The organism is Psychromonas aquatilis (assembly GCF_038155185.1).
GTDB classification, from domain to species: domain Bacteria; phylum Pseudomonadota; class Gammaproteobacteria; order Enterobacterales; family Psychromonadaceae; genus Psychromonas; species Psychromonas aquatilis.
Map to the genome: position 1 here is coordinate 1 of NZ_JBAKAZ010000030.1, position 22,792 is coordinate 22,792.

At 37.6% G+C, this 22,792-nt stretch carries 21 protein-coding genes; 12 read left to right on the top strand and 9 right to left on the bottom strand.

The genetic code is table 11. The features are described 5' to 3' along the window. Positions 1–165: 165 nt before the first annotated feature. Together V6256_RS09080 and V6256_RS09085 are read left to right on the top strand one after the other, a co-directional pair. The gene (locus tag V6256_RS09080) at positions 166–561 is read left to right on the top strand and encodes an ACT domain-containing protein (RefSeq protein ID WP_341597894.1); all 396 of its coding nucleotides are present in this window, start codon (positions 166–168) and stop codon (positions 559–561) included. 264 nt (positions 562–825) lie between these two features. Then, positions 826–1,047 (top strand): hypothetical protein, encoded by a 222-nt coding sequence (locus V6256_RS09085; RefSeq protein WP_341597895.1) that lies wholly within the window; start codon positions 826–828, stop codon positions 1,045–1,047. Positions 1,048–1,489: 442 nt separating this feature from the next. Here V6256_RS09085 and V6256_RS09090 read toward each other — a convergent pair whose 3' ends face one another. From V6256_RS09090 to V6256_RS09120, 7 genes are read right to left on the bottom strand one after another with little or no spacing between them, the layout of a single operon-like run. Next, positions 1,490–2,413, bottom strand: coding sequence for a 5-oxoprolinase subunit C family protein (locus tag V6256_RS09090; RefSeq protein ID WP_341597896.1), 924 nt, complete (start codon positions 2,411–2,413; stop codon positions 1,490–1,492). A 16-nt stretch (positions 2,414–2,429) separates the two neighbouring features. Next, entirely contained in the window at positions 2,430–3,113 is a 684-nt protein-coding gene (gene pxpB / locus V6256_RS09095) for a 5-oxoprolinase subunit PxpB (protein ID WP_341597897.1), read from the bottom strand. Continuing rightward, positions 3,104–3,859 carry a 5-oxoprolinase subunit PxpA gene (locus tag V6256_RS09100; RefSeq protein ID WP_341597898.1) on the bottom strand — a complete coding sequence of 252 codons (756 nt, stop codon included), beginning with the start codon at positions 3,857–3,859 and terminating at the stop codon, positions 3,104–3,106. The genes pxpB and V6256_RS09100 overlap by 10 nt, the downstream gene beginning before the upstream one ends. 18 nt (positions 3,860–3,877) lie before the next feature. After that, positions 3,878–4,402: a winged helix DNA-binding protein gene (locus tag V6256_RS09105; protein ID WP_341597899.1), complete on the bottom strand. Its 525-nt coding sequence runs from the start codon at positions 4,400–4,402 to the stop codon at positions 3,878–3,880. Positions 4,403–4,406: 4 nt separating this feature from the next. Beyond that, positions 4,407–5,711 (bottom strand): TRAP transporter large permease, encoded by a 1,305-nt coding sequence (locus V6256_RS09110; RefSeq protein WP_341597900.1) that lies wholly within the window; start codon positions 5,709–5,711, stop codon positions 4,407–4,409. A 2-nt stretch (positions 5,712–5,713) separates the two neighbouring features. Beyond that, positions 5,714–6,271, bottom strand: coding sequence for a TRAP transporter small permease (locus V6256_RS09115; RefSeq protein ID WP_341597901.1), 558 nt, complete (start codon positions 6,269–6,271; stop codon positions 5,714–5,716). Between the two features lie 41 nt (positions 6,272–6,312). After that, positions 6,313–7,278, bottom strand: a complete 966-nt coding sequence (locus tag V6256_RS09120; protein ID WP_341597902.1) for a TRAP transporter substrate-binding protein — start codon at positions 7,276–7,278, stop codon at positions 6,313–6,315. A gap of 596 nt (positions 7,279–7,874) precedes the next feature. Between V6256_RS09120 and V6256_RS09125 the strand changes: the two genes are divergently transcribed. The 8 genes from V6256_RS09125 (at position 7,875) to V6256_RS09160 (ending at position 16,648) form a co-directional block, all read left to right on the top strand. Further along, on the top strand, positions 7,875–8,567 hold the full coding sequence (locus V6256_RS09125; protein WP_341597903.1) for a DUF969 domain-containing protein: 693 nt from the start codon (positions 7,875–7,877) through the stop codon (positions 8,565–8,567). Further along, a complete protein-coding gene (locus V6256_RS09130; protein WP_341597904.1) occupies positions 8,561–9,466 on the top strand; it encodes a DUF979 domain-containing protein in 906 nt (301 codons plus the stop codon). The genes V6256_RS09125 and V6256_RS09130 overlap by 7 nt, the downstream gene beginning before the upstream one ends. An 8-nt stretch (positions 9,467–9,474) precedes the next feature. Continuing rightward, positions 9,475–10,113 carry a pyroglutamyl-peptidase I gene (gene pcp, locus V6256_RS09135; protein ID WP_341597905.1) on the top strand — a complete coding sequence of 213 codons (639 nt, stop codon included), beginning with the start codon at positions 9,475–9,477 and terminating at the stop codon, positions 10,111–10,113. A 796-nt stretch (positions 10,114–10,909) separates the two neighbouring features. Continuing rightward, positions 10,910–11,905: a hypothetical protein gene (locus tag V6256_RS09140; protein ID WP_341597906.1), complete on the top strand. Its 996-nt coding sequence runs from the start codon at positions 10,910–10,912 to the stop codon at positions 11,903–11,905. A 595-nt stretch (positions 11,906–12,500) separates the two neighbouring features. Beyond that, positions 12,501–13,250 (top strand): NPP1 family protein, encoded by a 750-nt coding sequence (locus tag V6256_RS09145; protein WP_341597907.1) that lies wholly within the window; start codon positions 12,501–12,503, stop codon positions 13,248–13,250. Between the two features lie 211 nt (positions 13,251–13,461). Continuing rightward, positions 13,462–14,706, top strand: coding sequence for a hypothetical protein (locus V6256_RS09150; protein WP_341597908.1), 1,245 nt, complete (start codon positions 13,462–13,464; stop codon positions 14,704–14,706). 328 nt (positions 14,707–15,034) lie between these two features. Continuing rightward, entirely contained in the window at positions 15,035–16,030 is a 996-nt protein-coding gene (locus tag V6256_RS09155; RefSeq protein WP_341597909.1) for a hypothetical protein, read from the top strand. A gap of 273 nt (positions 16,031–16,303) precedes the next feature. Then, positions 16,304–16,648: a hypothetical protein gene (locus V6256_RS09160; protein WP_341597910.1), complete on the top strand. Its 345-nt coding sequence runs from the start codon at positions 16,304–16,306 to the stop codon at positions 16,646–16,648. A gap of 515 nt (positions 16,649–17,163) precedes the next feature. Here the strand turns inward: V6256_RS09160 and gcvP are convergent. Beyond that, a complete protein-coding gene (gene gcvP, locus V6256_RS09165; RefSeq protein ID WP_341597911.1) occupies positions 17,164–20,079 on the bottom strand; it encodes an aminomethyl-transferring glycine dehydrogenase in 2,916 nt (971 codons plus the stop codon). Positions 20,080–20,206: 127 nt separating this feature from the next. Then, positions 20,207–20,584, bottom strand: a complete 378-nt coding sequence (gcvH, locus tag V6256_RS09170; protein ID WP_341597912.1) for a glycine cleavage system protein GcvH — start codon at positions 20,582–20,584, stop codon at positions 20,207–20,209. 296 nt (positions 20,585–20,880) lie between these two features. On the opposite strand from gcvH, the gene V6256_RS09175 reads away from it, so the two are divergent. Continuing rightward, complete coding sequence (locus tag V6256_RS09175; protein ID WP_341597913.1) at positions 20,881–21,504, top strand: helix-turn-helix domain-containing protein; 624 nt, start codon at positions 20,881–20,883, stop codon at positions 21,502–21,504. A gap of 72 nt (positions 21,505–21,576) precedes the next feature. Beyond that, positions 21,577–22,695, top strand: a complete 1,119-nt coding sequence (gene gcvT / locus V6256_RS09180) for a glycine cleavage system aminomethyltransferase GcvT (protein WP_341597914.1) — start codon at positions 21,577–21,579, stop codon at positions 22,693–22,695. The last annotated feature ends 97 nt before the right edge of the window (positions 22,696–22,792 follow it).

The following is a 22,792-nucleotide window of genomic DNA, read 5'->3' on the forward strand; positions in this document are numbered from 1 at the left end:
AAAGCATACGAGAAAATTCTACTTTTGACTTCTATTATTTTTTGGGGTGATTACCCTTTAAATTCATTACATACTTACTTCGCCAATGGTTTTAAAGTGGGTGACACGGTGTAAATTAATCTGCACGTGAGTGATTAATGTCTTTGCAAAGTTTATAGGGTGATTATGTCTGGTATTACAGAGTTAGATGAATTGTTAAAGTCGATGCAACCTGCGTTGCTTGAGCCTGAGTATGTGTTTTGTACGGTTACTGGTGAATTAGTAGATTACGTTTCACTTAATCCTGTTGCCACTTTTATCGAAGCGGAAGGGTTAACTTTAGTATTAGAGAAAGCAATTGCTGAAAAAGCGGGGCTTCAATTTGAAGGTGCTTTTCGTCAAATTACCTTAACAGTTCATTCAAGTCTTGAAGCGGTTGGTTTAACTGCTGCTGTTTCCAATAAGCTGGCTGAAAAGGGTATTAGCGCTAACGTAATTGCCGCTTATTATCATGATCATATATTCGTTCAATCGTCTAAAGCACAAATGGCGCTATTAGCATTACAAGAGTTTGCTGCTTAATAGAAAATATTGAGCTATTGGCTTGAAAGTATTGGATACTTTTCCATTTAGCGCCTTGTAAGTTCCCACTTATTTTTGAGAAAAACCTTGTCTGCTCACATGATCAGGACGTTGGTTTTTGCTTTGTGCGTTATTGATTGATTAATTGCTTTGTTTTGGTACTATCGCGTCCAATTTTAATAAATAAAACTGTTTTGTGTAACGCGCTGTTATACAGAAGTATTTTATATAAACTGTTTTACTAATGAGCTATCGGAGGCACATTTGTTCCCTTTAATAATGATGATTATGGGTTTTGCGCTTGGCATTTATAATTTGTGCCAAGGCTTTGGTTATTTAAAGATTAGAAACGCTGATAAAATGGAACCAGAAATATTAGCCAAGAAGAAGAACATGCTTAAATATGGCTCTATTCCGATGTTTGGTATCGGTATTATTTACGCTTTAGAACTAACAGGCGTTTGGTCTTCATCTTCAAATTTCTAGTGCTATTTTTAGTGCTCTTTTAGTACTACCTTAGTGCTATCAATATTAGCGCTATAAAAGTTGGTCTGCCTAGGCTTACTAAAAAAGTTACTAAAAAAGGCTAATAAAAAAATAGTAATAGGGCGTTAGTTTTTCTAGCGCTTTTTTATTTGTTAACTTTTCATTGTTAATCTTTCTTTGTTAAATTCTTGGCTTCAGCTAGTTTCACTTTTATCTTATTCCATCTTCTTTAACGTTTACTCTGAGTTCAATATTAAGTTTCATTTTAAGTTATGTGGTTAAGTTGCACTACTAAGTTTTGCTGCATAGCGCTACCACTAAGTGGTATCGCAAAGTGTTTTATTGAATTTTTTAGTAAAACTTAATTATTACAATTAGTTATTTTTTTTAAATGACTTTGAAGTTTAACTAGAACTCTCTGTGGCACTTATTAATGGGTGATTTAAACGCTATAAAAGTACTGCTGCTCTTGTTGTAATTCTGCTTCTGCTTCGAATAAATCTTCTAAGAAGAATTGGATTTTTGTGCCCGGTGTGGCCTGTGCTAATAAGTTTAAGTCTCTATTACATATACAACCAATTTTTGGATAACCACCAATGGTTTGTCTGTCTCGCATTAGCACGATCGGTTGGCCATTGGCTGGGATTTGTATAGAGCCCGGTACAATGCCTTCTGAAACAAACTGTTGTTGTGGGAACTCGATCGGTGTACCGCTGAGTCGATAACCCATTCTGTCGATTAAAGGGCTAACGGTATAAACCTCGTTTAGCAATGTTGCTATCGCTTCCTTGCCGAATTGATTAAACTGATAGGTTGGTAGTACGCCTATTCGCATTGTCTGGGCATAATCTGGGATAAATTGCTTTGATACGTTACGCTGATAGCCAATCAGTTTAGGTTGGTAAGGTACAAGGTCGTTATCTTTTAGTTTGTCGCCTTGCTGCGTTAATCCGCCAAATTGATTTCTAGTCACTGTACTGGTGCTATTCAGTGTTTTAGGCACATCAAAACCACCAGCAATGGCTAAATAGGTACGTAAACCTGATGTTGGGAAACTTATGGTTAATACATCACCTTTGTTGGCTGTCCATGAATGCCAAGTACTGATGGTTTGATTATTTAATTTAGCGACAACATCTGCACCGCAAAGTGAGAAAGTGGTTGGTTTTTCAAATTCCGCGCTAAAAGGGCCCATGGTGATTTCAATTTGCGTTGCGTTTGGGGAGTTATCTAGTAACCGGTTGGCCCAATAAAAGGCATGGTTATCCATTGGACCGCCTACGGTGACGCCAACATCTTGATAACCAAAGCGTCCTAGATCTTGTAGTAAACTTAATGCACCTGCTTGTTTGATTCGTAATGTCATTGATTCATTGCCACCTTTAAAGAATGCCGCCCATGTCTAGAAATGTTTGTTTATCTATTGCTTTGAATTTTACTTGGTCGCCCATTGAAAACTTACTAAGATTAGCGGTTGTGATATCGATTAATTCAATTGGCGTCCGTCCTATTACCTGCCATCCTCCGGGGGATTGGTTGGGGTAAACAGCCGTTTGTCTGTCTGCTATGCCAACACTGCCCTTGGGAACAGCGGTTCTAGGGCTTTTTTTACGTGGCATGGCTATTTTGTCTGAGACATTACCTAAAAATGCAAAACCGGGTGCAAAGCCAATGGCAAACACACGGTAGGCTTCACTGGTATGGAGTTTGACGATCTCTGAAAAAGCTAATCCGGTATGTTGCGATATATCTTGATGATCTAAAGCAACTTCTTCTCCATAGTACACTGGCAGTTCTATCTGCTGAGGCTTAAAATCAGTGATGTCGTTTGCATGTAAAGTGTTGACTAGGGCGTTAACGCGTCTTAAAAAGTGTTGTAAGCCAATTTTGCGTGAGTTACAACTTACTAGGATCGACGTGTAAGAAGGAATAATACTTTCAATCACGTCACCCAGCGCTTCATTTAATCGACGGTAGGCATAGTTTATAAAATCTGCGGTTTCTATGCTTACAGCGTCAGCAAAATAGATGATAAGACTATTCTCATTGACCAGTTTTACTTGCATGCAACTGACTCTGTGTATTCTGTGATTTTAGCTCTTAAGGTTTTGGCAATGTCAGCGGCCAGTTTACCGTCTCCATGGATACATAAAGTATCGGCCTTAATTTTCACTTCTTGACCTTCAATGCTTGTTACTGAGTTATCAGCAGTAAGCTGCATTGCTTGTGCACAAATTACCTCTAAATCTTCATGGCAGGCGCCGGGTAAGGTTCTTGGTGTTAATCGGCCATTGCTTAAGTAAGCACGGTCAACAAAGGCTTCAAATATCAATTTAACGCCGTATTGCTCTGCTAATTTGCTGTAATGAAGATGATCAGGCACGGCCATAATCATTAATGGCAAGTTGATATCATAACTTGCAATTGCTTCTAGTAATGCAATGTAGATTTCATCTTTTTTCATCATTGCGTTGTACAGTGCGCCATGTGGTTTTACATAACTGATTGCCACGCCTTCGCTTTGGCAGATGCCATTTAACGCACCTAATTGGTAAATTACATAGGCTTTCAGCTCTTCTACTGGCATTTCTATATAGCGTCGACCAAAACCTTGTAAATCTGGGTAACCTGGATGAGCGCCTATTTGCACCTTGTTCTGTTTTGCATAGCGAACTGTTTTTAGCATTACACTCGGGTCTGATGCGTGCATACCGCAGGCAATGTTGGCCATGTCGACGAAGGGCATAATGGTTTGATCATGACCGATTTTCCAAGTACCGTAACTTTCACCCATATCACAATTAATTAGCATTTAAATTTCCTTTTATATTTATAGAGAGCTAGCTGCTCGAGAAGCCTGAGCGTATACACCTGAAAGGGTACGCATGAGTTTTGCGACTTCACTGAGTGAGCTATCAACAGACAAGTGATCAAGTGCTTGAATCAAACACTTCTCTCGCACTTTTGCATATTCCATGCAGTATTCTTTACCTGCTGGAGTAACACTGTAGTAGGTTTCTTTACCGCGCTTTTCATGTTGCAACATATCAGCTTTAACCAGTTTTCTTACTGAGTATGAAACGTTATGGCTTTCGTCTAAATTTAATGTAAAAGCAACATCTGTGATACGTTTGGCACGATCGCGATGGTAAATGTTATGTATCACGAGGTTATCTAACGTACTTAAGTTATGTTGCTCACAGGCGGTGCTACATGACTGCATCCAACGTTGAAAGGCGTTATTGACCATCACTAAGCCATATTCAAACTCACTTAATTCTTGGGCGTTTTCACCGCCTAAATGCGAAGACGATAAAATAGGCACATATTCATTTTTATTGGTTTCTTTAACCATGTTGTTAACCTCTAGACATTGTATGTGGTAGCCAAGTAACTATTTGTGGGAAAATTGTCACGATTAGTACAGCAGCGAGCAGTAAAAAGAAGAACGGTAAAGCTGCTTTGGCAACAAAAAGGATATTTCGCCCAGTTAAGCTTTGGATAACGAATAAATTAAAGCCAACTGGCGGTGTGATTTGAGACATTTCTACGACCAGTACAATATAAATACCGAACCACAGTGGGTCGATACCTGCTTCTATTACCATAGGTAATACGATTGACGTGGTTAATACCACCACTGAAATCCCATCTAAAAAACAACCTAGAATGATGAACATAACGGTTAGTATAAACAGCAGCATATATGGCGATAATTCTAATAACGCGATGTTTTCTGCAAGCATACGCGGTATACCAATGAATCCCATTGCCATGGTTAAGAATGCTGCGCCAACTAAGATGAAGATGATCATAGAAGAGGTTTTAACGGCGCCCATTAAGCTATCAATAAAGGTGTTCATTGATAATGAGCGGCTACTTGCAGCTAAAATTAATGAACCTACCACGCCAAATGCAGCGGCTTCTGTTGGAGTTGTTAATCCTGCATAAATAGAGCCTATGATGAAAACGATCAGAGCGCCGATAGGAATTAAACGTAACAGCGAAGAAAACTTTTCAGTCCAAGTATATTTTTTCTCAGTTTGTGGTGATTTATCAGCGTTTCTATGTGACCAAAACGCGGTATATCCCATAAATAAGATAACCAGCATCAAGCCAGGCAAGGCGCCAGCCATAAATAAACGACCAATAGACACTTCAGCGGCTACGCCGTATACGATTAAAATGATAGAAGGGGGAATTAATAATCCTAATGTCCCTGAGCCAGCTAATGTAGCGATGGCCATTTTATCATCGTATCCCTGACGTTTAAGTTCAGGTAATGTCATCTTCCCTATTGTTGCAGCTGTTGCCGCTGATGAGCCAGATACAGCGGCGAAAATACCGCAACTTAAAATGTTAACGTGTAGTAGTTTGCCGGGTACGCCAGTCAACCAAGGGGTTAAGCCTTTAAATAAGTCTTTAGATAGGTTGGAGCGAAATAGTATTTCGCCCATCCAAATAAACAGAGGCAGTGCTGCTAAAGACCAATCAGAAACCGATGCCCAGGTTGAAGTACCGAATAGTAAACCAAAGTTATCATTGCCAATCAGGGCCATTCCCGCAATGGAAACGGCTATTAGTGTAAATGCAACCCAAAAGCCAGTGGCTAATAGGGCAAATAAAACACCTAGTAAAATAAGTCCAATCATCATCTCATTCATTATTAACGCTCCGTGTCTAATGAGTCTGTGGTGGTCACATCGATTTGTTCGCTCTCAGCTAGTGCTTCTTCCTCTGATTTTGGTAGCATCTGCCCTAAAAATAGGTGACATAAAGTTTGGTCAATAATCGCAATACTAAAAGTCACCATCCCTAACGCTAGAGGTAGTTGCACAATCCAAAGTGGCACAGGGATATAGCCAGATGAGAGATCGTTGTATTCGTGTGATTCTAATACTAAGAGCGCTAATTGCCAGGTAAGGTAAATGATCAGTACCGAACCGAGTATTAAAATAAATCTTTCTATCCAACGGTTGATTGAGATGGGTAGTTTAGAGATAAATAAATTAACGCGGATATGGTCGCCACGACGAAAAGTATAAGCCAAGCCTAAAAAACTGGCTGCGGCTAATAAAAATCCTGCAAAGTCATCACTAGATGGTATTTCAATACTGAACCATCTACCAATAACACGGGCTAAAATGACAGCGCAAATAGCGACAATACAAAGTCCTGATAATGCACCAGAAACAAAATACAGTTTATCTAACAGTGTTCTCATTATCAGGCACTCCTTAATGGGTTGTTAGTAAAGGTAATGGTTTATTTGTAAGCTTCTAGTAAGGCTTTGCCTTCACTGCCAGCTTCTTCAGCCCATTCGCTAGCCATATCTGCACCTACTTTTTTAAGTTCGGTCATCAATATTTCGCTAGGCTCTGTTACTGTCATGCCATTTTCAGCTAGTGCTGCTGTTTTTTCTTGTGTTTCTTGTATTGCTATTTCCCAACCGCGCGTTTCGGCTTTTTCTGCTGCTGCTAACAAGGCTGTTTGTACTGATTTATCTAAACGTCTGAACGCACGTTTATTCACAATCACCATATTTTTTGGGATCCATGCTTGTACATCTGTGTAATTATTCACGTAATCCCATGATTGACTGCTAACGCCTGTTGTTGGTGATGTGATCATCATATTGACAATACCCGTTGAAAACGCCTGTGGAATTTCAACAGTTTGCACGGTCGTTGGTGAAGCTTCTAATAGAATCGCTAAGCGAGAAAGGGTAGAGCTGTAAGAGCGCAGTTTTGCGCCTTTGAAGTCTTCAATTGTATTGATTGGTTGTTGGCTGTAGATACCTTGTGGAGGCCAAGGCACTGAATACAATAGCATTAAACCATCTTCATCTAATTTAGCTTGGATTGCTGATTTAGATACATCGTAAAGTTTTTTGGCTTGTTCAAAGTTAGTGGCTAAGAATGGCACGTTATCTAGTTTATAAATCGGATCGTCATTACCCATGATCCCAATAAACACTTCACCAATAGGGACTTGTTGGCTACGCACCGCTTTAGGGATCTCTTTATGTTTAATTAACGACGCGCCTGAATGGATAATAATTTCTAATTCGCCATCGGTTGCTGCTTTTACGTCATCAGCAAATTGAATATTGTTTTGAGTATGGTGTGTTGCATCAACGTAAGGCGTTGCCATATCCCAACGTGTCGCTGCGTTGGTCGTTGCTGATGTCATTACTGCAAAGGTGAGTGCTGCCATTTTGAACATTTTCATCGATTATCCCTCATCATTTATTTAAAAAGTAACATCCAATTACATATTGCATGTAAATTACATTCAATTTACATACTATTTACAATCACTGCACATTACATACCAAATCAAGCGACATGGAACACAATTATTAAGTTTTAGGATTTAAAAACATGCTTGAGGTCAATCAACAAGCTGATTCTTATTGATTTAATTTTTTATTATTCTATGTCGATCTTATTAATTAAATGGAAGTCGAGTGTAAGGTTATCGATTTATGAGGGCTGTAGCACACTACTTTGGGGCAACGGTGCATTAAGGTGGTGCAATTTTAAAGCTAGTATTAGGGAAATCAGTGATGGCAACCTTGTTCAATGTTTTTTAATAAAGTCATTCAGATAAGCAAAGCCCAGTTTTATTGGGTTAGTTAGCGCTATTGTCTACTTCTTTAACATTACCGTTTTTATGGCATAGATGATGCCAATACCTCCTTTGTACTTTGCGCGTAAAACGCGTGTAAATCACATTCAAAGTGTAATTGTTGTGTTATTTTTAGCACCACTTAATGGTTAAGTAGACATTACAGACCGTAAATATAAAGACAGGGAGTAGTTAAAATGATTGATTTTTGGCCATTGATTGGCATTGGGATAATTACCGTTGGATTCATGTTAAGGCTAAATACCTTACTTGTTATCCTTATCGCGGGAGTAGTAACAGGGTTAATTGCACATTTACAGATAGTTGAAATACTGAGCATTTTGGGGGAGTCATTTACCAAAAACCGTTATATGTCTCTATTTATTTTGATTTTACCTATGATTGGTTTACTTGAACATTATGGACTAAAAGAGCGTGCTGAAATTCTTATTTCTTCAATGAAAAATGCATCGGTGAGTAAAGTGACTTTTGCTTATCTGTTATTAAGAAAAGTAACAAATGCAATGGGATTAAGCTTAGGTGGACATCCATCAATGGTGCGTCCGTTAATAGCGCCTATGACTGAAGCAGCTGCCGTTGCATCAAATCCTGCCATCACAGAAAAACAAAGATTACGTGTAAGAGCGTTTGCCGCAGTGAGTGAAAACTTTGGGAACTTCTTCAGCCAGCTGATTTTTATTGGAAGTGGCGGTTTGTTGTTGATTAAAGGGGTGTTAGATGAAGCAGGCTATTCGATGGAACTTGATGATATGTATGTTTGGGCAATGCCAACTGCGTTAGCGTCTCTGGTTATTTTCTTTATCTTTTCTAAAATCGAGCAAAAGAAAGCGACCTCTGTGTCTAAAGTTGCGGAGGATTCAGAATGTTAGAATATGTATATCAAGCAACTGGGCTTCTGTTAATCGTATTTGCTGTGCAAACCTTCCTTGATAAAGGCAATAAAAAACGCCTTGGTACAGGGGCATTTTGGTTAATTTATGGTTTATCTTTTCTTTTTGGCCCAATGCTTCCGGATTGGTTTGTCGGTGTAATGGTCTTGGTAATGACGATGATCGCTGCGTGCGGACTGATGGGAAGCGGTAGTTACGGTTATTCTGATGAGAAATTCAGAATCGCGAGTGCTAAGAAATTAAAAAATAGTATGTTTATTCCTGCGATCATTATTCCTGTGGTCACGGTTTTATGGTCAAAAATGACTGACTCGAGCGCATTAATTGGTTTAGGGATAAGTGCTGTGCTGGCTTTAGTTGTGGCTATCATCATTACAAAAGGCACTGTTCAACAAAGCGTTCATGAAGGTCGCCGTTTAATTGATACCATTGGTTGGGCTGCGATTTTATCTCAGTTTTTAGCGGCACTTGGGTATTTATTTGGTGAGGCGGGCGTTGGTGAAACTGTTTCACAAATAGTGAAAGAGATCATACCTAATAATAATTTATTTGCTTATGTCATGTGTTACACCTTCGGCATGGCGTTGTTCACCATCATTATGGGTAATGCTTTTGCTGCTTTTGCGGTAATTACAACGGGTGTTGCTATCCCATTATTGATTATCGAACAATCTGGTAATCCTATGATTATTGGCGTAATCGGAATGCTGTCAGGCTATTGTGGCACATTAATGACGCCAATGGCTGCTAATTTTAATATCGTACCAGCGGCTTTATTAGCGTTAAAAAATAAAAACCAAATCATATTCCTACAACTGATACCGGGGTTATTAATGCTGACGATTAATACATTCCTAATCTATTTCTTAGCATTTTGAGGTTACACATGAAAAAACTATTAATTACTGGATTTGAACCCTTTGGTGGCGATGATAAAAATCCTGCACTGGAAGCCGTTAAGCGCTTAGAAGGCCTAGAACTTGAAGGGGCTGTAGTCGTCACTTGTAGTGTGCCAGTGGTATTACAACGTTCTATCGATACTGTTATTCAGGCAATTAAAACCCATCAACCTGATTATGTTGTCACAGTCGGTCAAGCTGGTGGAAGAAGCGCGATTACACCTGAAAGAGTTGCGATTAATATTGATGATTACCGCATTCCTGATAACGATGGTCATCAACCGATTGATCAAAAAGTAGAGGAAACTGGCCCCGACGCATACTTGTCAACATTGCCAATTAAAGCCATGGTAAAAGCGATGCAAGATAAGGGAATACCAGCGCAAGTCTCTAATACCGCAGGTACATTTGTTTGTAATCACCTTTTTTATGGTATTCAACATTATCTACGAGAGACTAATATCAAGCATGGCTTTGTGCATATTCCTTTAATGAATGAACAATGCACTGATGGCAGTAAACCAACCATGTCACTTGACTCGATTGTTGAGGGATTAAGCATCGCCGCACAAGCTATTGTTGATAATGATAAAGACATCAACTTTGGAGCAGGAACGATCTGTTAAATGTTTGGGTGTCCTTGATCCTTTAATTGTGGACACCCAAAGGTTTGAGGGGGTATTTAATTGCTCTTTGATCTTGGACACCCAAAGGTTTGAAGGTGTTTTTCAATTAGGGGTATCCAAACGTTCGAGCATGTTGTGGCTAGTACGATCTAACGTTTTAATGGTCGACATCCAATTGTTTAAAGCTGGTGACATACGAGCGTACTTAATGCTGGACACTCAATTATTTAGATCCGACTAAAGGTAGCAGAGATCTTTATTATGGCGATCTAAAGGTTTAGATCGCATTGTGAACTTTAGGGATCTTTGGTTGTGGGTATAAAGATCTTTGAACGCATGCACCTAAATATTTAGATCATGTTATGAATAGCACGATCTTAGACTTTTTAGAGCATTCTTAAATGTATAAACAATTTGTAATCATTAAGTTATAAGCTTCTTTATTCCTTTATTATCCCTTAGTTATTTACCTTCTTATTCTCAGGTATTTGCATGATCTTTAATAGTATAAATTTAATTGAGGACATCCAAAAACTTTGACGCATTATCATTACTCTTCTACCTTTTAATAATGTAGTTTTGCATTTTAAGAGGTAGTTGTTATGACGCAATCACGTCGCTCCCAAATATCGTTATGTGATACTCCTTATTATCACTGTATTTCACGTTGCGTTAGAAGAGCTTATTTATGTGGCGAAAGTATAAGTTTAATTGAGGACATCCATAAACTTTGACTCATCATCATTACTCTTCTACCTTTTAATAATGTAGTTTTGCATTTTAAGAGGTAGTTGTTATGACGCAATCACGCCGCTCCCAAATATCGTTATGCGATACCCCCTATTATCACTGTATCTCACGTTGCGTTAGAAGAGCTTATTTATGTGGCGAAGACAAATATACAGTAAAATCTTTTGAGCATAGACGACAGTGGGTGATTGAAAGAATGCATCACCTTGCTTCTATTTTTAGTATTGATATCTGTGCTTATGCGATTATGTCTAACCATTATCACTTGGTACTGCATGTAGATGAAGATGCAAACGAAGATTTGAGTGATGTAGACGTTTGTGAGCGGTGGAAGCAACTATACTCTATACCTGTTTTAGTTGAAAAGTGGCAAAGTGGGCTGGAGATATCAACAACAGAGCGCAATGCAGCTTTGACTATTATCGGTGGTTGGCGTCAGCGATTGGTTGATATATCGTGGTTTATGCGTTGTTTAAATGAATTTATTGCGCGTAAAGCGAATAAAGAAGATGAATGCTCCGGTCGATTCTGGGAAGGTAGGTTTAAGTCTCAGGCTTTGTTAGATGAGGACGCGTTAGTTACTTGCATGGCCTATGTGGATTTAAACCCAATTCGCGCTAAGATGCATGATTGTGTAGAAAATGCGGAGTACACATCTGCATATGAACGGATACACGGTGCAGCTCAAGCTCATGATGATCCATCAACATATCATTTTCATAAAAAGCCTTTATTAAGTTTTACTGGTGACATAGATAACAGTAATCTAGGCATTGCTTTTTCTTTATCTGATTATCTGGAATTAGTCGACTGGAGTGGCCGTATCTTGCGAGAAGATAAGCGAGGAGTAATTAGCAGCGATCAACCTAAATTAATACATAAACTTGGCTTAGATGAAGCAACTTGGTTAACCTTAGCTAGTCGATTCGGTAAAGATTATCAATGTGCTGTTGGCTCTTTAGAAGGTCTTGCTTTATTTGCAGAGCATACTGGTAAATGTTGGATAGCCAGTAAAAATCAATTACGACGAACCATTCATTGAAATAATATCTTCCTTTAGGAACTACCTTATTAGCATTCGCTAATGTTTAGCATGGGCGCAATTTAATATTAAGCCTTAGAAATAGCATTATTTGGGGATTCAAATAGCTTAATACTCAAATTTTGAAGTTTGCAGGTGTGTTACTCACTTTATTTATGATAAATGTTTAAAATTTAAAGCTTGGATGTCCAAGAGTAATTTCACAAGAGTAATTTCCAGGAATAATTTGATATTACACATTTATATTTACAGGATTGCTAGCAATTATACCTGCAATATAAAAGCATTAAATTTACAAGTTTTCATAAAGTAATTAATTTATGATGAAATTTTAAATTACGATATTTTTTAGGTGTACAAATAATTGAGTATATAAATGACGAATGTCGAATTTTAGTCTGTTTAATATAAAATATAAGTCATCTTATGGTATTTAAAATATTGTTAACTACGTGATATTTGTCACATCTTTAAGTATATTGATTATTATTATTATGCTTGTGAAGGTACGATATTTTTGCTCTTTAAGGGTGTCGACCTTGTTTATTAATCTTTTGATAAACGGGGATAATTTTAAAATATATATGAGTCTATTATGAGTATTAAAAAATTGCTTGGAGGAGGTCTTATTGTCATATCTTCAATATCCTCTCATGTTTCCTTTGCTGCTACTTCAGTTCCTCACAATTCTATTGAACCAATATCAGGTCTTACAAATACACTTTCACAGCGTTACCTCCCATTATTAAATATTGGCGACGGCTGTCATCCTTATACGGCTGTAGATGCTGAAGGTAATTGGAATGCTGGATTGCAAGATTCAGGTAGTAACGGAGGGAATTGTAGCCTAGATACTAAACAACAAGTTTATGTACGTGGAGAGAAAATAAGCGACAGCGTAACTGCGGTTATGTATGCCTATTACTTCCCTAAAGATAACGGTTATTTGATTCCTTCAATCGGACATCGCCATGATTGGGAATATGTGATGGTTTTTATTGAAAATTATGATGATACTTATAACTCGAATTCAGAAAAGATTATAGGGGCAGTGTATTCTGCTCACGGTGGTCTTTCTGCAACTACAAATCCTAATCGTGGTGGTAATAATAATACACACATATACGTAAATTATGATTTTCATGGAAGCGTAACGCATAGTTTTGCTGAGGGTTCTAAAGGGTCTGTTGAAAAACATAGAGCTATTGTCTGGGGCTTAATGACTGATGCTGCAAGAAATGCATTAAACGTTAGGGACTTTGGCAGCGCTGTAGTACCACTAAAAAATACAGATAATAAATTTCAAAATGAAATTGAAAAAGCAAAAGATGCTCTTGGTCTTTAACTTAATATTTACAATTTGATTTATTTAAATCTAAAACGCCATAAAAATACAGATATTTTAAGGCGTTTTTATTTCTGTTCTTAACTGTTAAAGTGATACTATTTTGAGAAATTCACGTGTGATTAAAACAATACTTCTATTAATACTAACTACTTTTACATTATTTTATTTACTTAAAAACGTTATTTTCGACGATCCTAAGAAACATACCTTGACTACTCCTGATAGCCAAAGCAACTTCAAAATATCAGATAATAATATAAATAACGTCCAAATTTATAACAATGTGAGTGATAATTCAGAATTATCTTCTTTGCTTGATGAAATTATTTTTAATCAAAATACACAAGAAGAATATAATGCTTTTTTTTTATCATGGATGATAAAAGAACCATTAGAAATAATGGCTTATCTTCTAAATTTAAACGATGATGAACTTCGTTTCTCGATGTTATTATTTGCAATGGAAGCTTGGTCTGAGATTGATCCCGATGAACTGAATAAGTGGCTATTAATAACTCAAAAAACCTATACTTTAGATTTTGTTATTGTTAGTTTAGCTAAGAATAATATCCTCCCGCTACGGTTAGCTATTCAATATGCTGAAAAAATTAACAATACATCTTTACGCGATAAATCAATAACTGAAATCATTCAAAGCAGGGTTTATACGGATATATATAGTGTAATTGAATTGGCTAGTAACAATAACATTGTATATCGAGAGTATGGACAAAAAATTTATGAATTAGTGATAAAAGAGGATATAGAAGTAGCCCTTTCTTATACATATTTATTATCGGATAAAGACAATTCTGTAAATGCTAGTATTATCGATATTTTTATCGACCAAACATTTAAATTAGTTAGTACAGAACAATTTTCTGCTGACAATATTGCTTTAGTATTATTGTCATTACCTCATACAGAGTTCAGTAGTAAAATTATAGATGCAATTTCTCCAATTATTTTATCTAGTATTACTATTGATAACGCGATATCACTTATTGATAGTATTTCAAATGATGGAGTTCGAGATATGATGCAACAAGAAATGGTCGCACTATTGATGCAAGACGACATCTCATCTGCGTTGAACTATATTAATTATTTTGAAAATGATGAGAAGCGTCAGGAAACATTTGATACGATTATTTATCATTGGGCAAATCAAGATTTGTATGCAGCAAGTGAGTGGTTAACTTCAGTTGATATAAGTAATAGTAGTGCAGGTTTTTCTTTAGCTCAAATTGCTATAAAACAAAACAATATTGATATTGCTCGAGAATGGGTAAAAAAAATTGAGAGTCGTTATGATGTCGATGAAATGCATTACCTTATCTTTAAAGAGCTGTATAAAAAGGATACGGACTTGGGAATAAGTTATATTAATGATCAGACTAACTTTTCTGAACAAGATATATACACGATTTTAAATTCCATGAATAATAACTAAATTACTTCATAATCCAAATTATACTAGACCTAAGAATGGAGTTTTGCGTTCTGGAATCTATAAAGAAGGCCATTTTTAATTAAGTCAATACTACTTTGATAAATCAAACCATAGTGTTGTGGTCAACTAATTCCGGACATTAAATTAAGGTTTTCTTCCGCTTTCGCAGGAGAAACCCCGTTGTTATAACTATGTGGTCTGCGCAAGTTATAGTAATTCATTAAGTAAGCGCTAATAGAATAAGAGCGGACATCCATAAACTTTGACGCATCATCATTACTCTCCTATCTTTTAATAATGTAGTTTTACATTTTAAGAGATAGTTGTTATGACGCAATCACGCCGCTCCCAAATATCGTTATGTGATACTCCTTATTATCACTGTATTTCACGTTGCGTTAGAAGAGCTTATTTATGTGGCGAAGACAAATACACAGTAAAATCTTTTGAGCATAGACGACAGTGGGTGATTGAAAGAATGCATCACCTTGCTTCTATTTTTTGTATTGATATCTGTGCTTATGCGATTATGTCTAATCATTATCATTTGGTACTGCATATAGATGAACTTGCAAATGATAAATTGACTGATGTAGACGTTTGTGAGCGTTGGAAGCAACTATACTCTATACCTGTTTTAGTTGAAAAGTGGCAAAGTGGGCTAGTGATATCAATAACAGAGCGCAATGCTGCTTTGACTATTATCGATGGTTGGCGACAGCGATTGGTTGATATATCGTGGTTTATGCGTTCTTTAAATGAATTTATTGCCCGTAAAGCAAATAAAGAAGATGAATGCTCCGGTCGGTTCTGGGAAGGTAGGTTTAAGTCTCAGGCTTTGTTAGATGAAGATGCGTTAGTTACTTGTATGGCTTATGTAGATTTAAACCCAATTCGCGCTAAGATGCATGATTGTGTAGAAAATGCGGAGTACACATCTGCATATGAACGGATACATGGTGTGGCTCAAGCTCATGAAGATCCATCAACATATCATTTTCATAAAAAGCCTTTATTAAGTTTTACTGGTGACATAGATAACAGTAGTCGAGGCATTACTTTTTCTTTAGCTGATTATTTGGAATTAGTCGACTGGAGTGGCCGTATCTTGCGAGAAGATAAGCGAGGAATAATCAGCAGCCATCAACCTAAATTAATACATAAACTTGGCTTAGATGAAGCAAGCTGGTTAACTTTAGCTAGTCGATTCGGTAAAGATTATCAATGTGCTGTTGGCTCTTTAGAAGGTCTTGCTTTATTTGCAGAGCATACTGGTAAATGTTGGATAGCCAGTAAAAATCAATTACGACGAACCATTCATTGAAATAATATCTTCCTTTAGGAACTACCTTATTAGCGCTCGCTAATGTTCAGTGTGGGCGCAATTTGATATTAAGACTTAGAAATAGCGTTATTTGGGGATTCAAATAGCTTAATACTCAAATTTTGAAGTTTGCAGGTGTGTTACTCACTTTATTTTGAATAAATGTTCAACTTTTAAAGTATGGATGTCCAAGAATGAGGAGTAAACTAATGAATTTAAGGCTTTATAATGGAAGTCATTGAGAACTAACATTATAAAAATTGGAGGTTAAAAATGAGTAAAATAAAATGTGATGCATGTGAGGCTTTGATTAAAGTGGGTGATGCTCGTTTTGGGGATAAAGATACTGCATTTTGTAAGAGATGTTATTCAACAGTAGACATTGAAAAAATAGCAGAAAGTAAAGTTTCAATATCTGAATCTGAAGAGCATACAGAAGATATGAGTATTGAAATAGATAATGATAAGCAAAATGTAATTGTTAGAGATATTAAAATGCCATTCTGGTCAATGGTTGAATTTATGGTTAAATGGGCTATTGCATCAATTCCTGCATTAATTATTTTATTAGTTGTCTTTAGTCTTATATCTAAGATTTTACAGGGGTTATTAAGTTAGATGCTAAAAGTGAAAGCTTTGATCACTATTAAATAACCAATGAATAGAGTGATACTAGAACGCTAGAAGATATATATAGAAGGGTTAGAAATACGATTTTTACACTTTGAATTAGTGGTGGTTTTGGAATGAAATTAATGACGGTCTAAGTTTGAAGAGCTTTTAAATTGTAACTTTTGGATGTCCAGGAATTATTGTTTTACTCACTTTATTTGGATAAATGTTCAAGTTTTAAAATATGGGTGTCCAGGAGAGGAAGTCTCAATTTATGGCTGTTCAATAGTGAATATTCAAATATTTTAATACTCAAATTTTGAAGTGTGCAGGTGTGTTACTCACTTTATTTGGATAAATGTTCAAGTTTTAAAGATTGGATGTCCAAGAATTAGGAGATCTGAATTGATGGTTTTCCAAGTTTGAAGAGGGCAAAGATAGAGGCTTAAGTTTATGGCTGTCCAAGAGTGAGGGAGGGGGAAAAAGGCAACCTTTTGGAGTTGCCTTAGATTTGTTGGAGATTAATCTTCCATGTAGCTTTCTATACTTGGACAAGAACAGATTAGGTTTCTGTCTCCAAATACATTATCTACGCGGTTTGATGAAGGCCAGTATTTTGCGCCTTTGCTGAATTCAGATGGGAAACAAGCTACTTCACGAGAGTAGGTGTGTGCCCATTCCGTTTCCATTAAATCTACTTGTGTGTGTGGTGCGTTGACAAGTGGATTATCTTCTAGCGTGTATTCACCTGACTCAACTTGTTTAATTTCATTACGGATTGCGATCATCGCATCACAGAATCTGTCTAATTCAGTTAGGTTTTCAGACTCTGTTGGCTCAATCATTAATGTGCCTGCTACTGGGAATGACATAGTAGGAGCATGGAAACCGTAATCTATTAAGCGTTTAGCGATATCTTCACCTGAAATGCCCGATGCGTTTTCGATTGGACGAATATCGATGATACATTCATGCGCAACACGGCCTTCTTTGCCCAGGTATAATACTGGGAAGTGAGGGCGTAAACGTTCCATCACATAGTTAGCATTTAAGATAGCAAGTTTAGTCGCTTCGGTTAAACCTTGCTCACCCATCATAGCAATGTATGCATATGAAATAGGTAGAATAGAAGCTGAGCCTAGTTCTGCTGCTGATACTGCGTAATGTTTGTTATCTGCCGATTCAGTTACTTCAATGTGTCCTGGTAGGAAAGGAATAAGGTGTGATTTTACACCAATTGGTCCCATACCTGGGCCACCGCCACCGTGTGGAATACAGAATGTTTTATGCAAGTTAAGATGCGAAACATCAGAGCCGATAAAGCCTGGTGTTGTGAGACCAACTTGTGCATTCATGTTGGCGCCGTCTAGATAAACTTGGCCACCTGCTTCATGTACCCAATCACATACTTCTTGTACCGATTCTTCGTATACACCGTGTGTAGAAGGGTAGGTGATCATGATGCATGATAAGTTTTCACGATGTTTTTCAATTTTAGCTTTAAGATCAGCGTGGTCGATATTACCTTCTTCATCACAACCAACAACAACGACTTTCATTGATACCATTGCTGCAGATGCAGGGTTAGTACCGTGTGCTGAACTTGGGATAAGACAAACGTTACGATGTGATTCACCGTTACTTTCATGGTAACGTTGGATTGCGATTAAACCGGCATATTCACCTTGTGCACCTGAGTTTGGTTGTAATGACATGCCATCGTAACCAGTAATTTCACATAACATGGCTGATAGTTTTTCAGCAAGTTCTTGGTAACCAAAGCTTTGCTCTGTTGGTGCAAAAGGATGCATTTGACCAAATTCAGGCCAAGTCACTGGTAACATTTCTGCCGCGGCGTTTAACTTCATGGTACAGCTGCCCAATGGGATCATACCGTGTGTTAATGAGTAATCTTTGTTTTCTAGTTTTTTCATGTAACGCATCATTTGTGTTTCACTATGATGTGCTGAGAAAACTGGATGTGTTAAGTATTTGCTAGTACGACGACATGCTTCAGGAATCGCTGCAAATTCATCCTGAGCAATAGTGTCACTGAAGTCTGCAACGCTTAATGCTTTACCTGTGATCGCTAAGATCAGGTCTTCAACATCTTTTGCTGTTGTTGTTTCGTCTAAGCTAACACCTAGTTGAATTGGCGTGTTATCTGGTGCTGTTTTGTCAGGGTTAGGGAATTTACGTAAGTTCATTCCTTCCGCTAGTGCACGGTGATAAATCGCTTTACTATGTTCGTTAGTATTAAGTGTTAAGGTATCGAAAAATGCTTTGTTGTCTAACTCGATCCCTTCGCTTTGTAACGCGGCTGCTAATACTGCTGTGTAATGATGAACACGACGACCAATTTTTAATAAACCTTCAGGTCCGTGATATAAGGCATAAAATGCAGCCATATTAGCGAGTAGTGCTTGTGCAGTACAAATGTTAGATGTGGCTTTTTCACGGCGAATATGTTGTTCGCGCGTTTGCATTGCCATACGTAGTGCTGTTTTACCTTTGCTGTCTTTAGAAACACCAATAACACGGCCTGGCATCGTACGTTTGAATTTATCACGTGTTGCCATGAAACCAGCATGTGGTCCACCGAAGCCCATTGGCACACCAAAACGCTGCGCACTACCGATAACAACATCTGCGCCCATTTCACCTGGTGCTTTTAATACTGTTAGTGATAATAAATCGCTGGCTACTGCAACTAAGGTTTTTTTAGCATGCGCTTTTTCAATGATCTCTGTTAGGTCTTCAACGTTACCCGTGGTGCTTGGGTATTGTAAAATAGCACCAAATACGTCGTGATTATCTAATGTGTCGATAGTCCCTGTGATGATTTCGATACCAATATATTGAGCACGAGTACGAATGACATCAACGGTTTGCGGGTGAAGTTGGTCACTGACAAAAAATGCATTACTTTTACTTTTACTAGCGCGCTTACATAGAGTCATTGACTCTGCAGCAGCGGTTGCTTCATCTAATAAAGAAGCATTCGCTAAATCCATTGCCGTTAAATCCATTACAGCTTGTTGATAGTTCAGTAATGATTCTAGACGACCTTGAGAGATTTCTGGTTGGTATGGTGTGTACGCTGTGTACCAACCTGGATTTTCTAGTACGTTACGTAAAATAACGTTAGGGGTTAATGTGTTGTAATAACCTTGACCGATAAAGCTACGGTTAACGACATTTTTTTCAGCGATAGTTTTTAATGATGCCAACATTGCAGATTCACTTTGCGGCTCGGCAAGGTTCATTTTGTCTTTAAGGCGGATCGCAGCAGGGACGGTTTGGTCAATCAGTTGATCTAAGCTACTGACTCCAATTGTTTCAAGCATTGCTGCTTGCTGAGCGGGGTTAGGGCCATTATGTCGGGTTGCAAACTCTTGCTGGTTGGTCAGTGAATTGAGAAAAGTATTAGCAGTCATATAAATCCTAAACAGTCGTAATAAAAAATTGCATTATAAAAAGGCGAGTTCTATTGAAGTCGCCCTAAGTCATTTTAAACGCTACTTTGAACATCAACCGTGGTTGATGGGGTCAGCGAATCGCTGCTTATTCTTCGTTTGCTGCGTGGTAGTCTTCGCTTGAAAGTAAACCATCAAGTTCCGTTGCATCAGTTAATTTAATTTTTACGATCCAACCACCAGAATAAGGTGATTCATTTACTAATTCTGGGCTGTCTTCTAAATCTTCGTTGATTTCAACTACTTCACCTGTCACTGGCGCATAAAGATCTGATGCAGCTTTAACGGATTCAACTAAAGAAAACGCTTCACCAGCTTCTGTTTCATCACCTACGTCTGGTAAATCAACAAATACAACATCGCCTAATAATTGCTGTGCTTGATTAGAGATACCCATAGTAATAGTACCGTCACCGTTATCTAGTACCCATTCATGCGTTTCTGTAAATTTTAAGTTGCTTTCCATAATAGTCCCTTAGGTGAAATATTGTTTTTGAAGTTGATTAAGAAGTATTTAATTACGGAGTGTATTTTTACCATATTAAGAGAAGAGATCAACTACAAATGTTTCCAATAGTGGAATTATTTATAGTTGATTAAAGAAGAATATTAGATAAACTGGCTTAATTACGATTTATAAGGGTGGAAAGAGTGAAATTGACTACCTTTTATTCAAAAAATATGAACCTATGTTTCCTAAAGGAAACATCTTTTAATGAAGATGTTAAAATCAAAAAAGACAGTAGTTGATAGGAAATACACATGAATGATCAAGAACAAGATATTTATCCATCAATGACTATACAGACGGATATAGAAAAACAGCAGATAGCGCCAATTAAGTTAGGCGAACGATTAAAAGAGATTCGAAAATCGTTAGGGCTGACATTAGAAGAAGCGAGCCAAAAAACAGGTTTAGCCCGTTCAACTTTATCAAAAATTGAAAATGAACAAATATCGCCAACCTTTCAGGCGATGCAAAAATTAACCAGTGGTTTACAGATCAACATTCCACAGTTATTTGCGACACCTAAAAAAGTAAAGGCAACAGGGCGCCGTGATATCACGCGTAATGAGATGGGTAAACCGCATCCAACATCCACATATGAGCATGAATTATTAGCGACACAATTAACTCATAAAAAGATGATGCCTTTTAAAACACGTATTCGAGCGCGTAGTTTTGATGATTATGCCGATTGGATCCGCCACGATGGCGAAGAGTTTTTATTAGTACTAGAAGGTGAGATCACTTTATTCACTGAATACTACGAACCTATTAATTTAACTGAAGGTGACTCAGTTTATTATGATGCCAATATGGGGCACATGCTTACCTCGGTAAGTGAAGAAGACGCACAGATCCTATGGGTGACAGCGTCGTAAGGACTGTCATTAGACAAATCAATTGTAATTATACATATTTTTAAACTAGCTACGTTTTAGGAGTAATACAGGATGTCAGAACAACTTTTAGTAACCCCGCTTCATGCTTTACATATTGAAATGGGTGCCAGGATGGTACCTTTTGCCGGATATGATATGCCTGTTCAATATGCACTTGGTGTAAAGAAAGAGCATCTTCATTGTCGTAGCCAAGCTGGTTTATTTGATGTTTCTCATATGGGCCAATTACGTTTAAAAGGCGGTGATCCTGCTGCTGCACTTGAGAAGTTAGTCCCTGTTGACATTATTGACTTGCCTGTTGGAAAACAACGTTATGCATTTTTCACTAATGAGCAAGGTGGGATCAGTGATGACTTAATGGTTACTAACTTTGCTGACCATTTATTTGTTGTGGTTAATGCAGCCTGTAAAACACAAGACATTGCGCACCTTAACGCTAATTTACCGGCTGATGTGAGTATTGAAGTCATTGAAGATCGTGCGCTATTGGCATTGCAAGGACCAAAAGCGGCAGAGGTGTTAGCGAGCTTTAACCCTGAAGTTGCAGAAATGGTATTTATGGATGCGAAAAAAGTCCAACTTGTAGGCGTTGAATGTTATGTCAGTCGTTCTGGTTACACAGGTGAAGACGGTTATGAAATCTCTGTTCCTGCAGCGCAAGCAGAGCAACTAGCGAGAGAATTACTCGCTAAAAGTGAAGTTGAGTGGATAGGCTTAGGTGCGCGTGATTCACTGCGTTTAGAGTGTGGTTTATGTTTATACGGTCATGATCTAGATGAAACAACAACGCCTGTTGAAGCAAGTTTATTATGGGGCATCAGCAAAGCACGTCGTGCTGACGGTGTTCGTGCTGGTGGGTTTATCGGTAGTGATCTGATTTTACAACAAATTGCGACTAAAGATGTGCAGCGCAAACGTATTGGTTTAGTGGGTAAATCAAAAGCACCTGTACGTGAAGGCAGTAAGTTGTTTAATGCCGATGATGTTGAAATTGGTATTGTTACTAGCGGAACTTTTGGTCCTTCAAAAGGCATGCCAGTGGCAATGGCTTACGTTCAAACTGATTATGCAGTTATTGGTAGCGAAATTTTTGCTGAAGTACGTGGTAAAAAGTTATCAATGACCGTTGAGAAAATGCCATTTGTTGCACAAAGCTATTATCGCGGATAAGTAATTAGTCACTAAGCTATTGTTTTTATTACCTTAGGCTTAGTTTAACAATACAAAAACCAGTAACTGTATGAATATACAGTTACTGGTTTTTTAG